Genomic DNA, 14097 nt, shown 5'->3' with positions numbered 1-14097 from the left:
CCATTGATCTGGCGTGACCCTAGCATTGCGAAAATGCGGAAGCTATAGGATGTTCGGCAAATTCATTTTGCGAAAATGCAGGTACAGATGATGCAACCCGACGATCTGATGGTATTTCTGATGGTGGCCCGGCGCGGCAGCATCACCGCCGCAGCCCAGCATCTGGGCAAGGATGCGGCCACGGTGGGGCGGCGCGTGGCGCGGCTGGAGAACGACCTTGGCGAGACGTTGTTCGCGAAATCGCCCAAGGGCTACCATCTGACCGAAGCCGGGCACGGCCTGCTGCCCAAGGCCGAGGCCATGGAGGAACTGGTCACCGACATCGAAGGCGGCTTCCGTCAGGCAGGGCGGCATATCGACGGCAAGATCCGCATCGGCGCCCCGGATGGCTGCGCCACCTTCCTGCTGCCGCAGGTTTGCGCCCGCCTGACCCGCGACAATCCCGGACTGGTGATCGAGATCGTGGCCACGGCGCGGGAAACCGACCTCCTGGGGCGCGAGGTCGATCTGGCGGTGACACTCAGCCCGCCCACCGCCAAGGCGGTCGAGCATCTGCATCTGGCCGATTACGAACTGCATCTGGCAATGGCGCGGCGGCTGGCTGGCACGGTGGCCGATCCGCTGCGCGACCTGCCGGTGATCTCGTACATTCCCGAACATCTGATCGACCCGGCGCTGGATATTCCCGACGATCTGATTTCGGGTCAGCGGGTGCTGCGGTCGAACTCGGTGCTGGTGCAATGGCAATGGCTGCGGCAGGGGGCGGGGCTGGGACTGGTGCATGATTTCACCCTGCGGCAGGATCCCGGCCTGATGCGGGTGAAGCCCGAGTTCACCATCCATCGCAGCTATTACCTGGCCAGCCGCCGCGCCGACAACCGGTTCGACCGGATGCGGCGGTTTCGATCCCTGCTGCTGCGGCAGGTCGCGCAGGAAATCAGCCGCCCCTCGGTGCAACCGGCAGACTGATTGGCACAGACCTGCGGATAGTGCTTGACACTTTGTTCAAGGGGCGGAGACTCGGGGGTAATATTATTGCTCAAGAGAGAGTGTCGGGAGGCCACCATGCGAGTCCATCAAATCCTGAAGTCCAAGTCTGACGACGTCGTGGTGACAATCAAACCCGGCACCAGCGTCGAGGCTGCGGCGCAATTGCTGGCCGAAAAGCGGATCGGTGCGGTGATCGTCTCGGAAGACGGAGAGGTGCCGGCGGGCATCCTGTCCGAGCGCGACATCGTGCGCGAATTGGGCAAGCGCGGCGCATCCTGCATGTCGGACATGGTGGACGACATGATGACCGCCGATCCGATCAGCTGCACGATGAACGAGGACAGCTCGGAAGTGTTCCAGAAAATGACCGAGGGCCGCTTCCGTCACTTGCCCGTTGTCGAGGATGGCAAGATGGTCGGCCTGATCTCGATCGGCGACGTGGTCAAGGCGCAGCTCAGCACCCTGTCGATGGAGAAGGATGCCCTGCAGGGCATGATCATGGGCTACTGAGACCGGCGGGCCGCGACCCTGCGGCCCGACGTCTCTTGCAATGCGCGACTGATTGATGTTGCGTTGCCGGCATCGCAACGACCGACGGAATAACATCATGCGCATCGGGCTTTATCCGGGGACATTCGACCCGCTGACCCTGGGACATGCCGACATCATCCGGCGCAGCTGTTCGCTGGTCGACCGGCTGGTCGTGGGGGTCGCCATCAACCGGGACAAAGGGCCGCTGTTTTCGCTGGACGAGCGTGTGGCCATGGTCGAAAGCCAGGCGCCGCGGCTGAGCGCCGGCACCGGCTGCGAAATCGTCGCCCATCCGTTCGAGAACCTGCTGATCGACTGTGCCCGCGATGTGGGCGCTTCGGTCATCCTGCGCGGCCTGCGCGCGGTGTCGGACTTCGAGTATGAATTCCAGATGGTGGGGATGAACCGGGCCCTGAGTTCCGAGGTCGAGACGGTCTTCCTGATGGCCGAGGCCCAGCACCAGGCCATCGCCTCGCGGCTGGTCAAGGAAATCGCGCGCCTGGGCGGGGACGTGTCGAAGTTCGTCAGCCCTGACGTACGCGACCAGTTGGCAGCGAAGTTCCACGGCTGAAGGCGCGTCGGCAGGCCATCGGCACGCAGACGGACCGCCGGAAATGAAAACGGCCCCGAGGGGCCGTTGTCAGAATTTCCAGATGTCGGGAAAACCGATCAGGCGAACTGACCCAGAACCCGCGCGGTATCGGCCATACGGTTCGAGAAGCCCCATTCGTTGTCATACCAGCTGAGGATGCGCACCATGTTGCCGTCCATCACCTTGGTCTGATCGGTGTGGAACACCGAGGAATGCGGATCGTGGTTGAAATCCATCGACACGTTTTTGGCGTCGGTATAGCCCAGCACGCCTTTCAGCGGACCATCGGCAGCAGCGCGGATCACGGCGTTGACCTCTTCGATGGTGGTGTCGCGGCTGGCTTCGAACACCAGGTCCACGACCGAGACGTTCGGCGTGGGCACCCGGATGGCGACGCCGTCCAGCTTGCCGTTCAACTCGGGCAGCACCAGGCCCACGGCCTTGGCGGCCCCGGTCGAGGTCGGGATCATCGACATGGCGGCAGCGCGGGCGCGGTACAGGTCCTTGTGCATGGTGTCCAGCGTCGGCTGGTCGCCGGTATAGCTGTGGATCGTGGTCATGAAGCCGCGCGTGATGCCGATGGCGTCATGCAGCGGCTTGGCGACCGGCGACAGGCAGTTGGTAGTACACGAGGCGTTCGAGACCACCAGATCCTCGGCGGTTAGCGTGTCGTGGTTGACACCGTAGACGATGGTCTTGTCAGCCCCCGACGCCGGGGCAGACACCAGAACGCGGCGGGAGCCGTTTTCCAGGTGCATCGCGGCCTTGTCGCGGTCGTTGAAAATGCCGGTGCACTCCAGCGCGACATCGACGCCGTCCCAGGGCAATTCCTTGGGATCACGGATCGCGGTGACCTCGATCGGGCCGCGCCCGATGTCGATGGTGTTGCCGTCCACCTTCACTTCGCCGGGGAAACGGCCGTGCACGCTGTCAAAGCGCAGCAGATGGGCGTTGGTTTCCACCGGGCCGAGATCGTTGATGGCGACGACTTCCACATCGGTCCGGCCGCTTTCGGCAATGGCGCGAAGCACATTGCGACCGATACGTCCAAACCCGTTAATGGCCAGTTTGACAGTCATGGGATCCTCCAGACAGGGGCCTGTGTCGCGACCGGAAAATGCCGCGACGTTGATAGCGCTAACTTCTATGCCGGTACCTAAGTCATACCCGCCTTCCTGGTCAACCGCGTTAACGTGTCACGCGGCTGGCGAAGGCATGCGAAAAGGGCCGGCACCAGGCCGACCCTACAGGAGTCTCGCAAGAGAGGGAGGATTATTTGGTCAGACGGCCCATGGCGGCGGCGACATCGGCCATGCGCACCGAGAAGCCCCATTCATTGTCGTACCAGGCCAGCACCCGCACCGTGCGCCCGCCGACGACCTTGGTCTGGTCGGGCGCAAAGATCGACGACTGCGTGGTGTGGTTGAAATCGATGGAGACCTTGGGCTCGGGATCATAGCCCAGCACCGCGCCCATATGGCCGGCAGCCGCTTCGCGCACCACTTCGTTGACGTCCTCGACGGTGACATCCTTGCCGGCCTCGAAGGTCAGATCCACGGCCGAGACATTGGGCGTCGGCACCCGGATGGCCGAGCCGTCCAGCTTGCCTTCAAGTTCCGGCAGAACCTCTTTCAGGGCTTTGGCGGCGCCGGTCGAGGTGGGGATCATCGCCATGGCGGCGGCGCGGGCGCGGTACAGGTCGTTGTGGCGGCGGTCCAGCGTCGGCTGGTCGCCGGTGTAGCTGTGGATCGTGGTCATGATGCCACGCTCGATTCCAATGGCATCGTTCAGCACCTTGGCCAGCGGCGCCAGGCAATTGGTGGTGCAGGAGCCGTTCGACACCATGGTGTGCCCGGCCTCCAGATCGCGATGGTTGACGCCGTAGACCACGGTCTTGTGCACGTTCTTGGCGGGGGCCGAGATCAGCACCTTCTTGGCGCCGCGCTCCAGATGCACATCCGCCTTGCTGCCGTCGTTGAACTTGCCGGTGCATTCCAGAACCACGTCGACGCCGGACCAGTCCAGCTCAGACGGCTCGTAGGTCGAGAACACTTCCATCGGGCCGCGGCCCAGATCCATCGTGTTGTCCTTGACCTTCACTTCGCCGGGGAAGCGGCCATGCACCGAGTCATAGCGCAGCAGGTGGGCACTGGTTTCGATCGGGCCGGTCGCGTTGAGCTTGACGACCTGAACGTCGTTGCGCGCGCTGGCGGCGATATGGGCCAGGGTGCAGCGTCCGATGCGGCCGAAACCATTGATGCCAATCGTTACAGTCATGAATGAACTCCCGCGGTTTGCGACCGGTGTCACAGTCTCTGTCTGGCGTTCGTATACGGGAGATACAGCTAAGATGGGAAGCAAAAACACATTTAAAGTGAATGTGTTAGCGCAAAAGGTGACGTGTTATCGCCAACATGTATGCTTTTGTATACTGTCGTTGCGTCCGTTTGGTCACACCTTTTGCAGGGGCGCAACAAAAAGGGGAGCAGCCTTGCGGTGCTCCCCCCTGGATCGCGTTTGATTCGGTGCCGGTTACAGCAGCGACTTGACCTTGTCGGCCACGGCCTGTGCGGTGATGCCGAATTTCTCGAACAGCACATCCGCCGGGGCCGAGGCGCCGAAGCCCTCCATGCCCACGAAGCCGGCCTTGTTGGCCTTGCCGCGCTCGCTGGTCAGCCAGCGATCCCAGCCCATGTCGACACCGGCTTCGACGGCGACGCGGACCGGACCGGCGGGCAGAACCCGGCGGCGATAGGCTTCGTCCTGTGCCGCGAACAGCTCCCACGACGGCATGGAAACGACGCGGGTGCCGATGCCCTCGGCCTGCAGCAGGTCGCGCGCGGCCAAGGCCACGGACACTTCCGAGCCGGTGGCCAGCAGGATGGCCTGGCGCTTGCCCTCGGCCTCGGCCAGCACATAGGCGCCCTGGGCCACCATGTTCTTGGTTTTGAACTCGGTGCGCACGGTGGGCAGGCCCTGGCGGGACAGGGCCAGAACCGTCGGCGTGCCGGTGGCGGTGGCCGCGATTTCCCAGGCTTCGGCCGTCTCGGTGGCGTCGGCGGGGCGGATCACGGTCATGTTCGGCGTGGCGCGCAGCATTGCCAGATGCTCTACAGGCTGGTGCGTGGGGCCGTCTTCGCCAAGACCGATCGAGTCGTGAGTCATGACATAGGTCACGGGCACACCCATCAGCGCCGACAGACGCATCGCGCCACGGGCATAATCGGCAAAGCACATGAAGGTGCCGCCATAGGCGCGCAGCCCGCCGTGCAGGGCCAGACCATTCATCGCCGCCGCCATACCGTGTTCGCGGATGCCGTAGTGCAGGTACTGGCCGTCGCGGGTCTCGGGCAGGTGCACGCCCATGTCCGACGACTTGGTATTGTTCGAGCCGGTCAGATCCGCAGAACCGCCCACGTTTTCAGGCATCAGGGGATTGATGACATTCAGGGTCTTTTCGCTGGCGCTGCGCGTCGCCATCTTCGGCTGGGATTCAGCGTAGTCGCGCTTCATCGCCTTGATGGCCGCCGACAGCTTCTTGGGCGCTTCGCCCGCCTGCATGCGTTCGAATTCGCGCTGCTTGGCGCCCGACAGGCCGGCCAGTCGGGTCGACCATTCGTCGCGTTCCTCAGCGCCGCGGCTGCCGATCTCTTCCCATTGCGCCTTGATGTCGGCGGGCACCTCATAGGCGGCCCAGTCGATTCCCCATGCCGCCTTGGCATCGGCGACGACCTTGGGGTCGGTCAGCGCGCCGTGTCCCTTGGGGGTGTCCTGCGCGGCGGTGCCAAGCGCGATATGCGTCTTGCAGGCCACCAGCGCCGGCTTGCCGGTCTTCTTGGCGGCGGTGATTGCCTCGTCGATATCCGCGGGGTCATGGCCGTCGCATTCATGCACGGACCAGCCCGACGCTCTGAAGCGTGCCAGTTGGTCGGTGCGGTCGCTGATGTCCACGGTGCCGTCGATGGTGATGTTGTTGTCATCCCACAGCACGATCAGTTTCGACAGCTCCTGCCGCCCGGCCAGGCTGATGGCCTCCTGGCTGACGCCCTCCATCAGGCAGCCGTCGCCGGCGATGACATAGGTGTGGTGATCCACGACCTTCTTGCCGAACCTGGCGCGCAGGATTTCCTCGGCCAGCGCGAACCCCACGGCATTGGCGATGCCCTGGCCCAGCGGGCCGGTGGTGGTTTCGATCCCCTTGGCATGGCCGTATTCCGGGTGGCCGGCGGTGCGGGCGCCCCACTGGCGGAAATTCTTGATCTGGTCCAGCGAGATATCTTCAACCCCGGTCAGATGCAGCAGCGCATACAGCAGCATCGAGCCATGGCCCGCCGACAGGACGAACCGGTCACGGTCCGGCCAATCGGGATCGGCGGCATCGAATTTCAGGTGGTTCTCGAAAAGCACCGTGGCCACGTCGGCCATGCCGATGGGCATGCCGCTATGGCCGGAATTGGCACCTGCAACGCCGTCAAGTGCGAGGGCGCGGATGGCGCAGGCTTTCATCCAGTGGTCGGGGTGGCGTTCGCGCAGCGTCTTCAGGGACAAGGGGCAACTCCAGTTGTCTTGGAATGGATTTTGGACTTCAGCTGCGCGGGGCAGCGCGCCCCTGCGTCTTAGCAACTGCCATGGGAAGTTCAAGCGGGGCCAAAAAACTGCTCTCATCCCGAGAAAAAGCCATTCTGACGGTTTAAAACTGTGGGATTCGATGCTGTTGCGACCTATTGTTGACGCCAGCTTCGGGGTTGGTGCGATCAAAAAAAATGAATATGCGTACCTAAGTTGGGGCAGAAAGGGGAACCATGACGGAGATTTCCGAGCTTGAGCATCGGCTGGCCGATGCCCTTGGGCGTATGAGGTTGGCGCATCAGTCCACCCGAAAGGCTTTGGCCGACGCCCTGAACCGGGTGGCCGAACTGGAAGCCGCGGCACAAGCGCAGCCCGCGGCGGCGTCTGCGGGGGATGCCGGCGACATCGCCGCGTTGCAGGCCGAGATCGAGGCGACGCGCGCGCAACTGGCCCTTCGAGATACTGATCTGGAGGAGGAGCGCGGGCAGGTCGCGACGCTGGTTCAGCAGATCGAAACAGATCGCGCGGCACTGCAGTCGGCGCAAACCGAACTGACCGCGCTGAAGGCCGCCGACCGGCTGAGCGGGGTGCAGGCCAATGGTCAGGCGGAGGAGGTGCAGGAGCGGATCGGCGCGCTGGAAGCGATCGTCGGCCAGCTTCAGAAAGCCAACGCCCAATTGCGCCAGAACAACGTGTTGCTGCGGCAGGCCATGGCCCAGGGCAGTGGCGACAGCGCCCTGTTCGACGACAGCCTGACCGCCGAGATCGAGTCCCTCAAGGCCGCACGGGCCGCCGACCGGGCCGAGATCGACAGCGTTCTGGCCGCGCTGCAACCGCTGATCGAGGAAACCGCCGATGCCTGAAGTCACCATCAAGATCGGGGGCCGGTCGTTCGACGTGGCCTGTCAGGACGGCGAGCAGGACTTCCTGCATTCCGCTGCCAAGCTGCTGGACGATGAGATCAGCGTCATGGCCGACCAGTTGGGCCGGGTGCCCGAGGCGCGGATGCTGTTGATGGCCGGGCTGCTGCTGGCCGACAAGACGCTGTCGGTACAGGCCAGCACCGAGACCCTGAAGGCCGAAATCGCCGAGCTGAAATCGCAGATCGTCACGCTGGAATCACGTCCCGCCGAGCGGGTCGAGGTGCCGGTGATCCCGGCAGCGGTGGGCGACGGTCTGGCCGAACTGGCGGCCCGTGCCGAAGCCCTGGCCGAGGAGATGGAGCAGGGCGCGTCCTGAGGCGCGCCCCGTCTGCAAAAATCAGGCGTTGGCTTCGCGGATCTTCTCGGCGGCGTCCTTGTCGAAGGTCACGCCGTTGGTTTCCAGCAGCGTGTCCAACTCGCCCGACAGGGTCATCTCGGTGATGATGTCGCAGCCGCCGACGAATTCGCCTTTGACGTACAGTTGCGGCACGGTCGGCCAGTCGGAATAATCCTTGATGCCCTGGCGGATCTCGTCGTTCTCCAGCACGTTCACGTCCTGGTATTCGATGCCCATATAATTCAGCACCCCGGCCACGCGGCTGGAAAAACCGCACTGCGGCATCGCCTTGGTGCCCTTCATGTACAGCACCACGTCGTTTTCGGTCACGGTCTGCTTGATCTGGTCTTGAACGCTCATCTGAGAGCTCCTTGTCTGTGTCGTCGGATCTTCGGGTCTGACGGGCAGGTAATGTCTGTATCGGCGATACACAATATCGGGGACATCTGCCCCGTAGTTGTGTCTGGCCGGATAGAGGTCAGTCCGGGGCTTTGGTGGTCAGCGCCAGCGCGTGCAATTCGCCGTTCTTGCCGTCCATCTTGCCTTTCAGCGCGGCATAGACCGCCCGCTGCTGCTGTACGCGGTTCTGGCCCCGGAAGCTTTCGTCGATGACCTCGGCGGCATAGTGATTTCCGTCCCCTGCCAGATCGGTGATCGTGATCTTGGCGTCGGGAAATGTTTCGCGGATCAGGTTTTCGATTTCCTGGGCTTGGATGGGCATGCTGGGTCGTCCTTGGTTTCTCCCAATTTGTAGGGCGCGGTCACAGGGGCTGCAAGCGGCAACGGGCGCGCAGGTCGGGCTTTCCCCACGGGAAACATTCGCGCCCTCATGCTATAGTGGATGGGCGTAAACCAAAAGGAGGCAAGAGATGGCACATCTCGTTCGCGCCTGTTTGGTGGCCAGTATCCTTGTTGTTTTCACCGCAACCGCCGGCGCTGCATCGCGGGCCCACTGGGGCACAGCAACCGTGGTGCAGGTGGCCCATGGCATCGTCAACCCGCTGGTGATTTACGGCTTCAATCCACAGCCCGAACCGCCGGTGGCGTTCCCGGCATCCACCTTCCTGACCCCGTTCTCGGTCGACAAGACCATTAGGGGCGTGTCGGGTGCGCAGTTCTTCCAGGTTCTGCTGGGTGGCAGCCTGGGCGGCAAACCGCTCGATCCGCAGGGCGGCAGCCCCGGCGCGCGGTTCCCGCAGACCGATGTCATGTTGGACACGGGCACCGAGACCCTGACGCTGCGGCTGATGTTCCAGTCATCGTCGGGGGGCATCGGCTCGAACCCGCTGTTCTTCAACCCGCAGCCCGAACCCCCGCCCGGTGCGGGTCTGTTTGGCACCCTGGGCATGGACTTCCAGTTCACCTCGCTGTCGGATGCGACGGTGTCGTTGCAGGTTCTGGACAGTACCGGACGCGCGCTGGGGCTGACCCGCGTGGCAGCACCCGTGCCGCTGCCGGCCCCGCTGGCCTTGCTGGGGGCCGGGATCGGCGTGCTGATGGTGCTGCGTCGGCGGCGCTGAGGCTGCCCGCGGTCAGTTCGCGAAGGTGGCCGGAAAGGTCTCTTCGTTGAGTTTCACAAGCTCGGCCAGCGGAGCGCTGGAGCCAGCCAGCGTGACCGTATCGCCTCCGAACCGCCCGATGGTGGCCAGCGGGATCTTGTGCTGGCTGGCCTCGATCATCAGCGTTTCGGCCGCATCGAACGAGCACGACAGGATATAGCGCGCCTGATCTTCGCCAAACAGCATCGCCATATCGCCTTCGTCCACGGTCAGGCCCAGACCGGCGGCGGCGGCCATTTCGAACAGTGCCAGCGCCAGCCCGCCATCGGCCACGTCATTGGCCGCCGTGATCAGTCCGCGATTGTTGCGCAGGAAGATGCCGTGGCGCTTTTCCAGGTTCAGGTTTACATGCGGGGCGTCGCCGTCCTCGCGCTTGAACACCTCGGCCAGCAACGCCGATTGCCCCAGATGGCCATGGGTTTCGCCAATCACAAGGATCAGGTCGCCGTCCTCGGGCGTCATGGGAATAAGGTTGTGGGCGAATTGCACCAGACCCACGGCACCGATCGTCGGGGTCGGCAGGATCGGCTCGCCGTCGGTCTCGTTGTACAGCGACACGTTGCCCGACACGATCGGCATGTCCAGCTCGGCACAGGCTTCGCCGATGCCTTGAATGGCGCCGACGAACTGGCCCATGATCTCGGGCTTCTCGGGGTTGCCGAAGTTCAGGTTGTCGGTGCTGGCCAGCGGTTTGGCCCCGGCAGCGGACAGGTTGCGATAGGCCTCGGCCACCGCCTGTTTGCCGCCTTCGACCGGGTTGGCGCGCACGTAGCGCGGAGTCACATCCGAAGTGAAAACCAGCGCCTTTTGCGTGCCATGCACGCGCACCGCGCCGGCGCCGCGGCCCGGAACCCGGACCGTGTCGCCCATCACCATGTGATCGTATTGTTCCCACACCCAACGTTTGGAGGCGTAGTTGGGGCTGGACAGCAGCGCCTTCAGCCCGTCGATGGGATCAATCTCGGGCACCGGCTCCATCTCGGGGGCCGGGGGCGTGGCCACCCACGGGCGGTCGTATTCCGGGGCTTCGCCGGACAGCGCCTTGAGCGGCAGATCGGCCTTCACCTCGCCGCCCAGTTCCACAAGGAACCGATCCTCGGCGATGGTTTCGCCGACAATGGCGAAATCCAGATCCCATTTGTCGAAGATCGCCTTGGCGACCTCTTCCTTCTCGGGGTTCAGCACCATGAGCATCCGCTCCTGGCTTTCCGAGAGCATCATCTCATAGGCGGTCATCGCGTTCTCGCGTACCGGCACATCGTCCAGCCGCAGACGAATGCCCAGGTTGCCCTTGTCGCCCATCTCCACCGCCGAGCAGGTCAGCCCCGCCGCGCCCATGTCCTGGATCGAGATCACAGCACCCGTGGTCATCAGCTCAAGGCAGGCTTCCATCAGGCGCTTTTCGGTGAACGGGTCGCCGACCTGAACCGTGGGGCGCTTTTCCTCGATGGTCTCGTCGAACTCGGCACTGGCCATGGTGGCCCCGCCGACGCCGTCGCGGCCGGTCTTGGCGCCCAGGTAAACCACAGGCATGCCGACGCCCGACGCGGCCGAGTAGAAAATCTTGTCCGCATCCGCCAACCCTGCCGCGAAGGCGTTCACCAGGCAGTTGCCGTTATAGGCCGGATGGAAGCGCACCTCACCGCCCACGGTGGGCACGCCGAAACAGTTGCCATAGCCGCCAACCCCTTCCACGACACCGTGCACAAGGGTGCGGGTCTTGGGGTGGTCCGGCTCGCCGAAGCTGAGCGCGTTCATCGCCGCGATCGGGCGCGCGCCCATGGTAAACACGTCGCGCAAGATGCCGCCCACGCCAGTGGCCGCGCCCTGGTAGGGTTCGATGTAGGACGGGTGGTTGTGGCTTTCCATCTTGAAGACCACGGCCTGACCGTCGCCAATATCGACCACGCCGGCGTTCTCGCCCGGTCCGCAGATCACCTGGTCGCCGGTGGTGGGCAGGGTACGCAGCCATTTCTTCGACGACTTGTACGAGCAGTGCTCGTTCCACATGGCCGAGAAGATGCCAAGCTCGGTGAAAGTCGGTTCGCGGTTCAGCAGACCAAGAATGCGGTCGTACTCTTCCGAGTTCAGACCATGGGCAGCAATCAGGTCGGGCGTGATGGCGGGTTCGGTCATGGGTGCGGAGCCTTGGAGTTGCGTGGTGCCTGTCTCCTACAACAAGTTTCTGCCGTGCTAAAGCAGGTTGCGGGGCCGGCGCCCTCAACCGCGAAGGTTCCACCACTTTCTGCCCTTGTCATTTGCCGGGGCTTTTTCCGGGGCGTCCGCTGACCGGTCCGCGGTTTTCCGGTGAACGAACAGAAGTTCGAAGGTCCGAAGCGCCGCCTCGTGATAGGTTGCGGCCAGTTCCGCGGGCGGCTTCTGCGGGGTCTTTTTGCGGTCATCCACAGCGCAGGCAAACCCGGCGGCATCGAAGTATCCGGCCAGTTCGTCGGCCGTGATGCGGTTGAGATCTTCGAAACGGGAGAACATCCAGACCGCGCTGCCTGTGGCACCCTCGCGCTGTGGCACGTCGGAAATGCGCCGGCGAAACCGCTGGTGGCTTTCCTGAAGATGGATCCAGGGGATGTCGCAGAATTCTCTGAGGTGGTGACCGAACGGCGAATGAAAAAGTGGTGCGATCTGCGTGAAGACCATGCCTTCCGGGGCAAGGGCCTTGTACATGTCGGCGATGATTCCCGGCAACAGGTCCCGCTGGATGTGTTCCATCACGGACCAACTGTAGATCACGTCCGGGGTGCAGATCGACCCGATGGACGTGCCGGGTTCAATGGTGTGAAAGGACAGATTCTGCGGCATCCGGCCATCGAAATGCGTGTCGCAGAACTCTCGGGCGCGTTGATGGGCCTGGGTGATGTCGACACCGATGACATTTGCCTCGGGAAAGGCCGCCGCGATGGCGACCGTCTTGATGCCCAGCCCGCAGCCAAAGTCGACGATGGTCGCTGGGGACGGGCAAATGTCGTTGATCCGCGCGCCGATTGCAGCGGGGCACTTGCGGAAATGATTGGTCACGATCTGCGAGGAAATCTTGTCGGGGATGTTAAAGGTGTCGGGCATGGCTGGCTCGGCTCTTGCGCGTCCTGAGAGCTGCGCGTGACCAAGTTTGCCGCGCATATGAATTCATCCTTTCATATGCTTTTGAAAGGAGACAATGCGGCAAAAAAAATGGCCGAGACAAGCTCGGCCAAGTCCAACAGGGAGGTAGAAGAAGACGAAACGCCTAACTTCTAAGCTTCAGTTAGACAGCCCCTCCGGTTCGATCAAGAAGAATAATGCCGCAGGGGCAACATAACCGGTATGCAGAATTCACATATCTCCTGCGTGCAAGATATGCAGTCTGGCCAGTTATTGTGCTTTTTGACGACTTTCGGCCAGTTGCTCGACGACGAAATCGCGGAACGCAGATATGCGTTTGGATTGCCGCAATTCCTCGGGGTAGGCGAGGAAGACCGGAACCGTGCCGGCGTCGATTTCCGGTAGAACGTTGACCAATCTGGAAAAATCTTCGGTCACATAATTGGGCAGGATACCGATGCCAAGGTTGTTGATGACCGCCTGCAGGACGCCGAAATAGTTGTTCACTGTCAACAGAGACCGGATTTCCTCGGCGATGATTGTTTGGGCGATACGGGCGCCGGCGGCGACCTGAACCGAATTGGGATTCTGGCAGATCAGGCGATGATGTCGCATATCTGCAACGGTCTGCGGCGTCCCATTTTCCTCCAGATACTCCGGCGACGCATAGAGCCGCATGTGGACATTCATCAGCCGCTTGCGGATCAGGTCAGCCTGGCTGGGCTCTTTCATGCGGATCGCGACGTCGGCTTCGCGCATCGGCAGATCCAGCACGCGCTCTTCCAGCATCAGGTCGATTTTCAGTTCGGGATACTTGGCATAGAGCTTCGACAGGCGCGGTGCCAGCCAGAGCGATCCGAATCCCGTGGTCGTGGTGACCCGCAATTCGCCGAACACTTCTTCCTCGCTGTCGCGGATGCGGGCGGCGGCGGCGTCAAGGCGCTTGGCCATGGACCGGGTGGCGTCGAACAGCAACTCGCCCTGTTCCGTCAGGATCAGGCCACGGGCATGGCGGTGGAACAGGGTGGTGTTCAGGCTGGTTTCCAGGCTGCGGATCTGGCGGCTGACGGCGGATTGTGACAGATGCAGCGCGTCCCCCGCATGGGTCAGGCTGCCGGCGTCGGCAACCGCGTGAAATATTCGCAACTTGTCCCAATCCATGGGGCGTCTCCATACTGCGGCGCAGTTCGACAGATAGGCGCGCCCGAGGCAAGGTACCACCCGTCCGGTTCAGTGGTGTGGCCTGGCCACGCTTCGCGGGCAAATGTGGCGCCGGCGCTACAGTCGTGGCGGCCCGAAGGCAATGCTTCTGCCTGCTGATAGGCCATTCCTGACGCAAAGGTAACCCTGTCGCCTGAAAAACAACCGCTCTTGCCTAACCTGAAAGCGGGCCGCGCAGGGGTGGTATTAGGGTCAAAGGGTCCCGCAGATGCTGCGCAGTCTTGTATATGGCTTCGGGGAGGTGATATTTCACACCACCGGCACTGTGACCGGGGGAGA

15 protein-coding genes are annotated in these 14097 nt (G+C 63.1%); 7 read left to right on the top strand and 8 right to left on the bottom strand.

Going from position 1 to position 14097, the window contains the following annotated elements; genetic code table 11:
* Positions 1-87 precede the first annotated feature (87 nt).
* The 3 genes from AB0T83_RS08125 (at position 88) to coaD (ending at position 2092) form a co-directional block, all read left to right on the top strand.
* On the top strand, positions 88-969 hold the full coding sequence (locus AB0T83_RS08125) for a LysR family transcriptional regulator (protein WP_366192528.1): 882 nt from the start codon (positions 88-90) through the stop codon (positions 967-969).
* Positions 970-1065: 96 nt separating this feature from the next.
* The gene (locus AB0T83_RS08120; RefSeq protein WP_366192527.1) at positions 1066-1500 is read left to right on the top strand and encodes a CBS domain-containing protein; all 435 of its coding nucleotides are present in this window, start codon (positions 1066-1068) and stop codon (positions 1498-1500) included.
* Between the two features lie 97 nt (positions 1501-1597).
* Positions 1598-2092, top strand: a complete 495-nt coding sequence (gene coaD, locus AB0T83_RS08115) for a pantetheine-phosphate adenylyltransferase (protein WP_366192526.1) — start codon at positions 1598-1600, stop codon at positions 2090-2092.
* 98 nt (positions 2093-2190) lie between these two features.
* Here coaD and gap (AB0T83_RS08110) read toward each other — a convergent pair whose 3' ends face one another.
* The 3 genes from gap (AB0T83_RS08110) to tkt all read right to left on the bottom strand — a co-directional run bounded on the left by gap (AB0T83_RS08110) (position 2191) and on the right by tkt (position 6619).
* Positions 2191-3192: a type I glyceraldehyde-3-phosphate dehydrogenase gene (gene gap / locus AB0T83_RS08110; RefSeq protein ID WP_366192525.1), complete on the bottom strand. Its 1002-nt coding sequence runs from the start codon at positions 3190-3192 to the stop codon at positions 2191-2193.
* Positions 3193-3385: 193 nt separating this feature from the next.
* Complete coding sequence (gene gap, locus AB0T83_RS08105; protein WP_366192524.1) at positions 3386-4390, bottom strand: type I glyceraldehyde-3-phosphate dehydrogenase; 1005 nt, start codon at positions 4388-4390, stop codon at positions 3386-3388.
* Between the two features lie 255 nt (positions 4391-4645).
* The gene (gene tkt, locus AB0T83_RS08100) at positions 4646-6619 is read right to left on the bottom strand and encodes a transketolase (RefSeq protein ID WP_366192547.1); all 1974 of its coding nucleotides are present in this window, start codon (positions 6617-6619) and stop codon (positions 4646-4648) included.
* A 296-nt stretch (positions 6620-6915) separates the two neighbouring features.
* On the opposite strand from tkt, the gene AB0T83_RS08095 reads away from it, so the two are divergent.
* Together AB0T83_RS08095 and AB0T83_RS08090 are read left to right on the top strand one after the other, a co-directional pair.
* On the top strand, positions 6916-7545 hold the full coding sequence (locus tag AB0T83_RS08095) for a hypothetical protein (protein WP_366192523.1): 630 nt from the start codon (positions 6916-6918) through the stop codon (positions 7543-7545).
* Positions 7538-7921 (top strand): cell division protein ZapA, encoded by a 384-nt coding sequence (locus AB0T83_RS08090; RefSeq protein WP_366192522.1) that lies wholly within the window; start codon positions 7538-7540, stop codon positions 7919-7921. Before AB0T83_RS08095 ends, AB0T83_RS08090 begins: the two co-directional genes overlap by 8 nt.
* Before the next feature lie 21 nt (positions 7922-7942).
* On the opposite strand, the gene grxD is transcribed toward AB0T83_RS08090, so the two are convergent.
* Positions 7943-8302: a Grx4 family monothiol glutaredoxin gene (gene grxD / locus AB0T83_RS08085; protein WP_366192521.1), complete on the bottom strand. Its 360-nt coding sequence runs from the start codon at positions 8300-8302 to the stop codon at positions 7943-7945.
* Between the two features lie 118 nt (positions 8303-8420).
* Positions 8421-8663 carry a BolA/IbaG family iron-sulfur metabolism protein gene (locus AB0T83_RS08080; protein ID WP_193141096.1) on the bottom strand — a complete coding sequence of 81 codons (243 nt, stop codon included), beginning with the start codon at positions 8661-8663 and terminating at the stop codon, positions 8421-8423.
* Positions 8664-8811: 148 nt separating this feature from the next.
* On the opposite strand from AB0T83_RS08080, the gene AB0T83_RS08075 reads away from it, so the two are divergent.
* Positions 8812-9462, top strand: a complete 651-nt coding sequence (locus AB0T83_RS08075) for a hypothetical protein (RefSeq protein WP_366192520.1) — start codon at positions 8812-8814, stop codon at positions 9460-9462.
* Between the two features lie 12 nt (positions 9463-9474).
* Here the strand turns inward: AB0T83_RS08075 and purL are convergent, their stop codons facing one another.
* Both purL and AB0T83_RS08065 read right to left on the bottom strand, forming a co-directional pair.
* Positions 9475-11637 (bottom strand): phosphoribosylformylglycinamidine synthase subunit PurL, encoded by a 2163-nt coding sequence (gene purL, locus AB0T83_RS08070; protein ID WP_366192519.1) that lies wholly within the window; start codon positions 11635-11637, stop codon positions 9475-9477.
* An 84-nt stretch (positions 11638-11721) separates the two neighbouring features.
* Positions 11722-12579 carry a class I SAM-dependent methyltransferase gene (locus AB0T83_RS08065; RefSeq protein ID WP_366192518.1) on the bottom strand — a complete coding sequence of 286 codons (858 nt, stop codon included), beginning with the start codon at positions 12577-12579 and terminating at the stop codon, positions 11722-11724.
* Positions 12580-12615: 36 nt separating this feature from the next.
* Between AB0T83_RS08065 and AB0T83_RS08060 the strand changes: the two genes are divergently transcribed.
* Complete coding sequence (locus AB0T83_RS08060) at positions 12616-12753, top strand: hypothetical protein (RefSeq protein WP_366192517.1); 138 nt, start codon at positions 12616-12618, stop codon at positions 12751-12753.
* Between the two features lie 114 nt (positions 12754-12867).
* On the opposite strand, the gene AB0T83_RS08055 is transcribed toward AB0T83_RS08060, so the two are convergent.
* Positions 12868-13758 carry a LysR family transcriptional regulator gene (locus tag AB0T83_RS08055; RefSeq protein WP_366192516.1) on the bottom strand — a complete coding sequence of 297 codons (891 nt, stop codon included), beginning with the start codon at positions 13756-13758 and terminating at the stop codon, positions 12868-12870.
* Between the last annotated feature and the right edge of the window lie 339 nt (positions 13759-14097).

The organism is Meridianimarinicoccus marinus (assembly GCF_040689105.1).
GTDB lineage: Bacteria > Pseudomonadota > Alphaproteobacteria > Rhodobacterales > Rhodobacteraceae > Meridianimarinicoccus > Meridianimarinicoccus marinus.
This window is presented reverse-complemented; position numbering and strand designations above follow the sequence as displayed.

Bases quoted from the DNA above. Each gene is read 5' to 3' on its own strand.
- AB0T83_RS08125 (WP_366192528.1), top strand. From the start codon at position 88: ATGATGCAACCCGACGATCTGATGGTATTTCTGATGGTGGCCCGGCGC.
- AB0T83_RS08120 (WP_366192527.1), top strand. From the start codon at position 1,066: ATGCGAGTCCATCAAATCCTGAAGTCCAAGTCTGACGACGTCGTGGTG.
- coaD (WP_366192526.1), top strand. From the start codon at position 1,598: ATGCGCATCGGGCTTTATCCGGGGACATTCGACCCGCTGACCCTGGGA.
- gap (WP_366192525.1), bottom strand. From the start codon at position 3,192: ATGACTGTCAAACTGGCCATTAACGGGTTTGGACGTATCGGTCGCAAT.
- gap (WP_366192524.1), bottom strand. From the start codon at position 4,390: ATGACTGTAACGATTGGCATCAATGGTTTCGGCCGCATCGGACGCTGC.
- tkt (WP_366192547.1), bottom strand. From the start codon at position 6,619: ATGAAAGCCTGCGCCATCCGCGCCCTCGCACTTGACGGCGTTGCAGGT.
- AB0T83_RS08095 (WP_366192523.1), top strand. From the start codon at position 6,916: ATGACGGAGATTTCCGAGCTTGAGCATCGGCTGGCCGATGCCCTTGGG.
- AB0T83_RS08090 (WP_366192522.1), top strand. From the start codon at position 7,538: ATGCCTGAAGTCACCATCAAGATCGGGGGCCGGTCGTTCGACGTGGCC.
- grxD (WP_366192521.1), bottom strand. From the start codon at position 8,302: ATGAGCGTTCAAGACCAGATCAAGCAGACCGTGACCGAAAACGACGTG.
- AB0T83_RS08080 (WP_193141096.1), bottom strand. From the start codon at position 8,663: ATGCCCATCCAAGCCCAGGAAATCGAAAACCTGATCCGCGAAACATTT.
- AB0T83_RS08075 (WP_366192520.1), top strand. From the start codon at position 8,812: ATGGCACATCTCGTTCGCGCCTGTTTGGTGGCCAGTATCCTTGTTGTT.
- purL (WP_366192519.1), bottom strand. From the start codon at position 11,637: ATGACCGAACCCGCCATCACGCCCGACCTGATTGCTGCCCATGGTCTG.
- AB0T83_RS08065 (WP_366192518.1), bottom strand. From the start codon at position 12,579: ATGCCCGACACCTTTAACATCCCCGACAAGATTTCCTCGCAGATCGTG.
- AB0T83_RS08055 (WP_366192516.1), bottom strand. From the start codon at position 13,758: ATGGATTGGGACAAGTTGCGAATATTTCACGCGGTTGCCGACGCCGGC.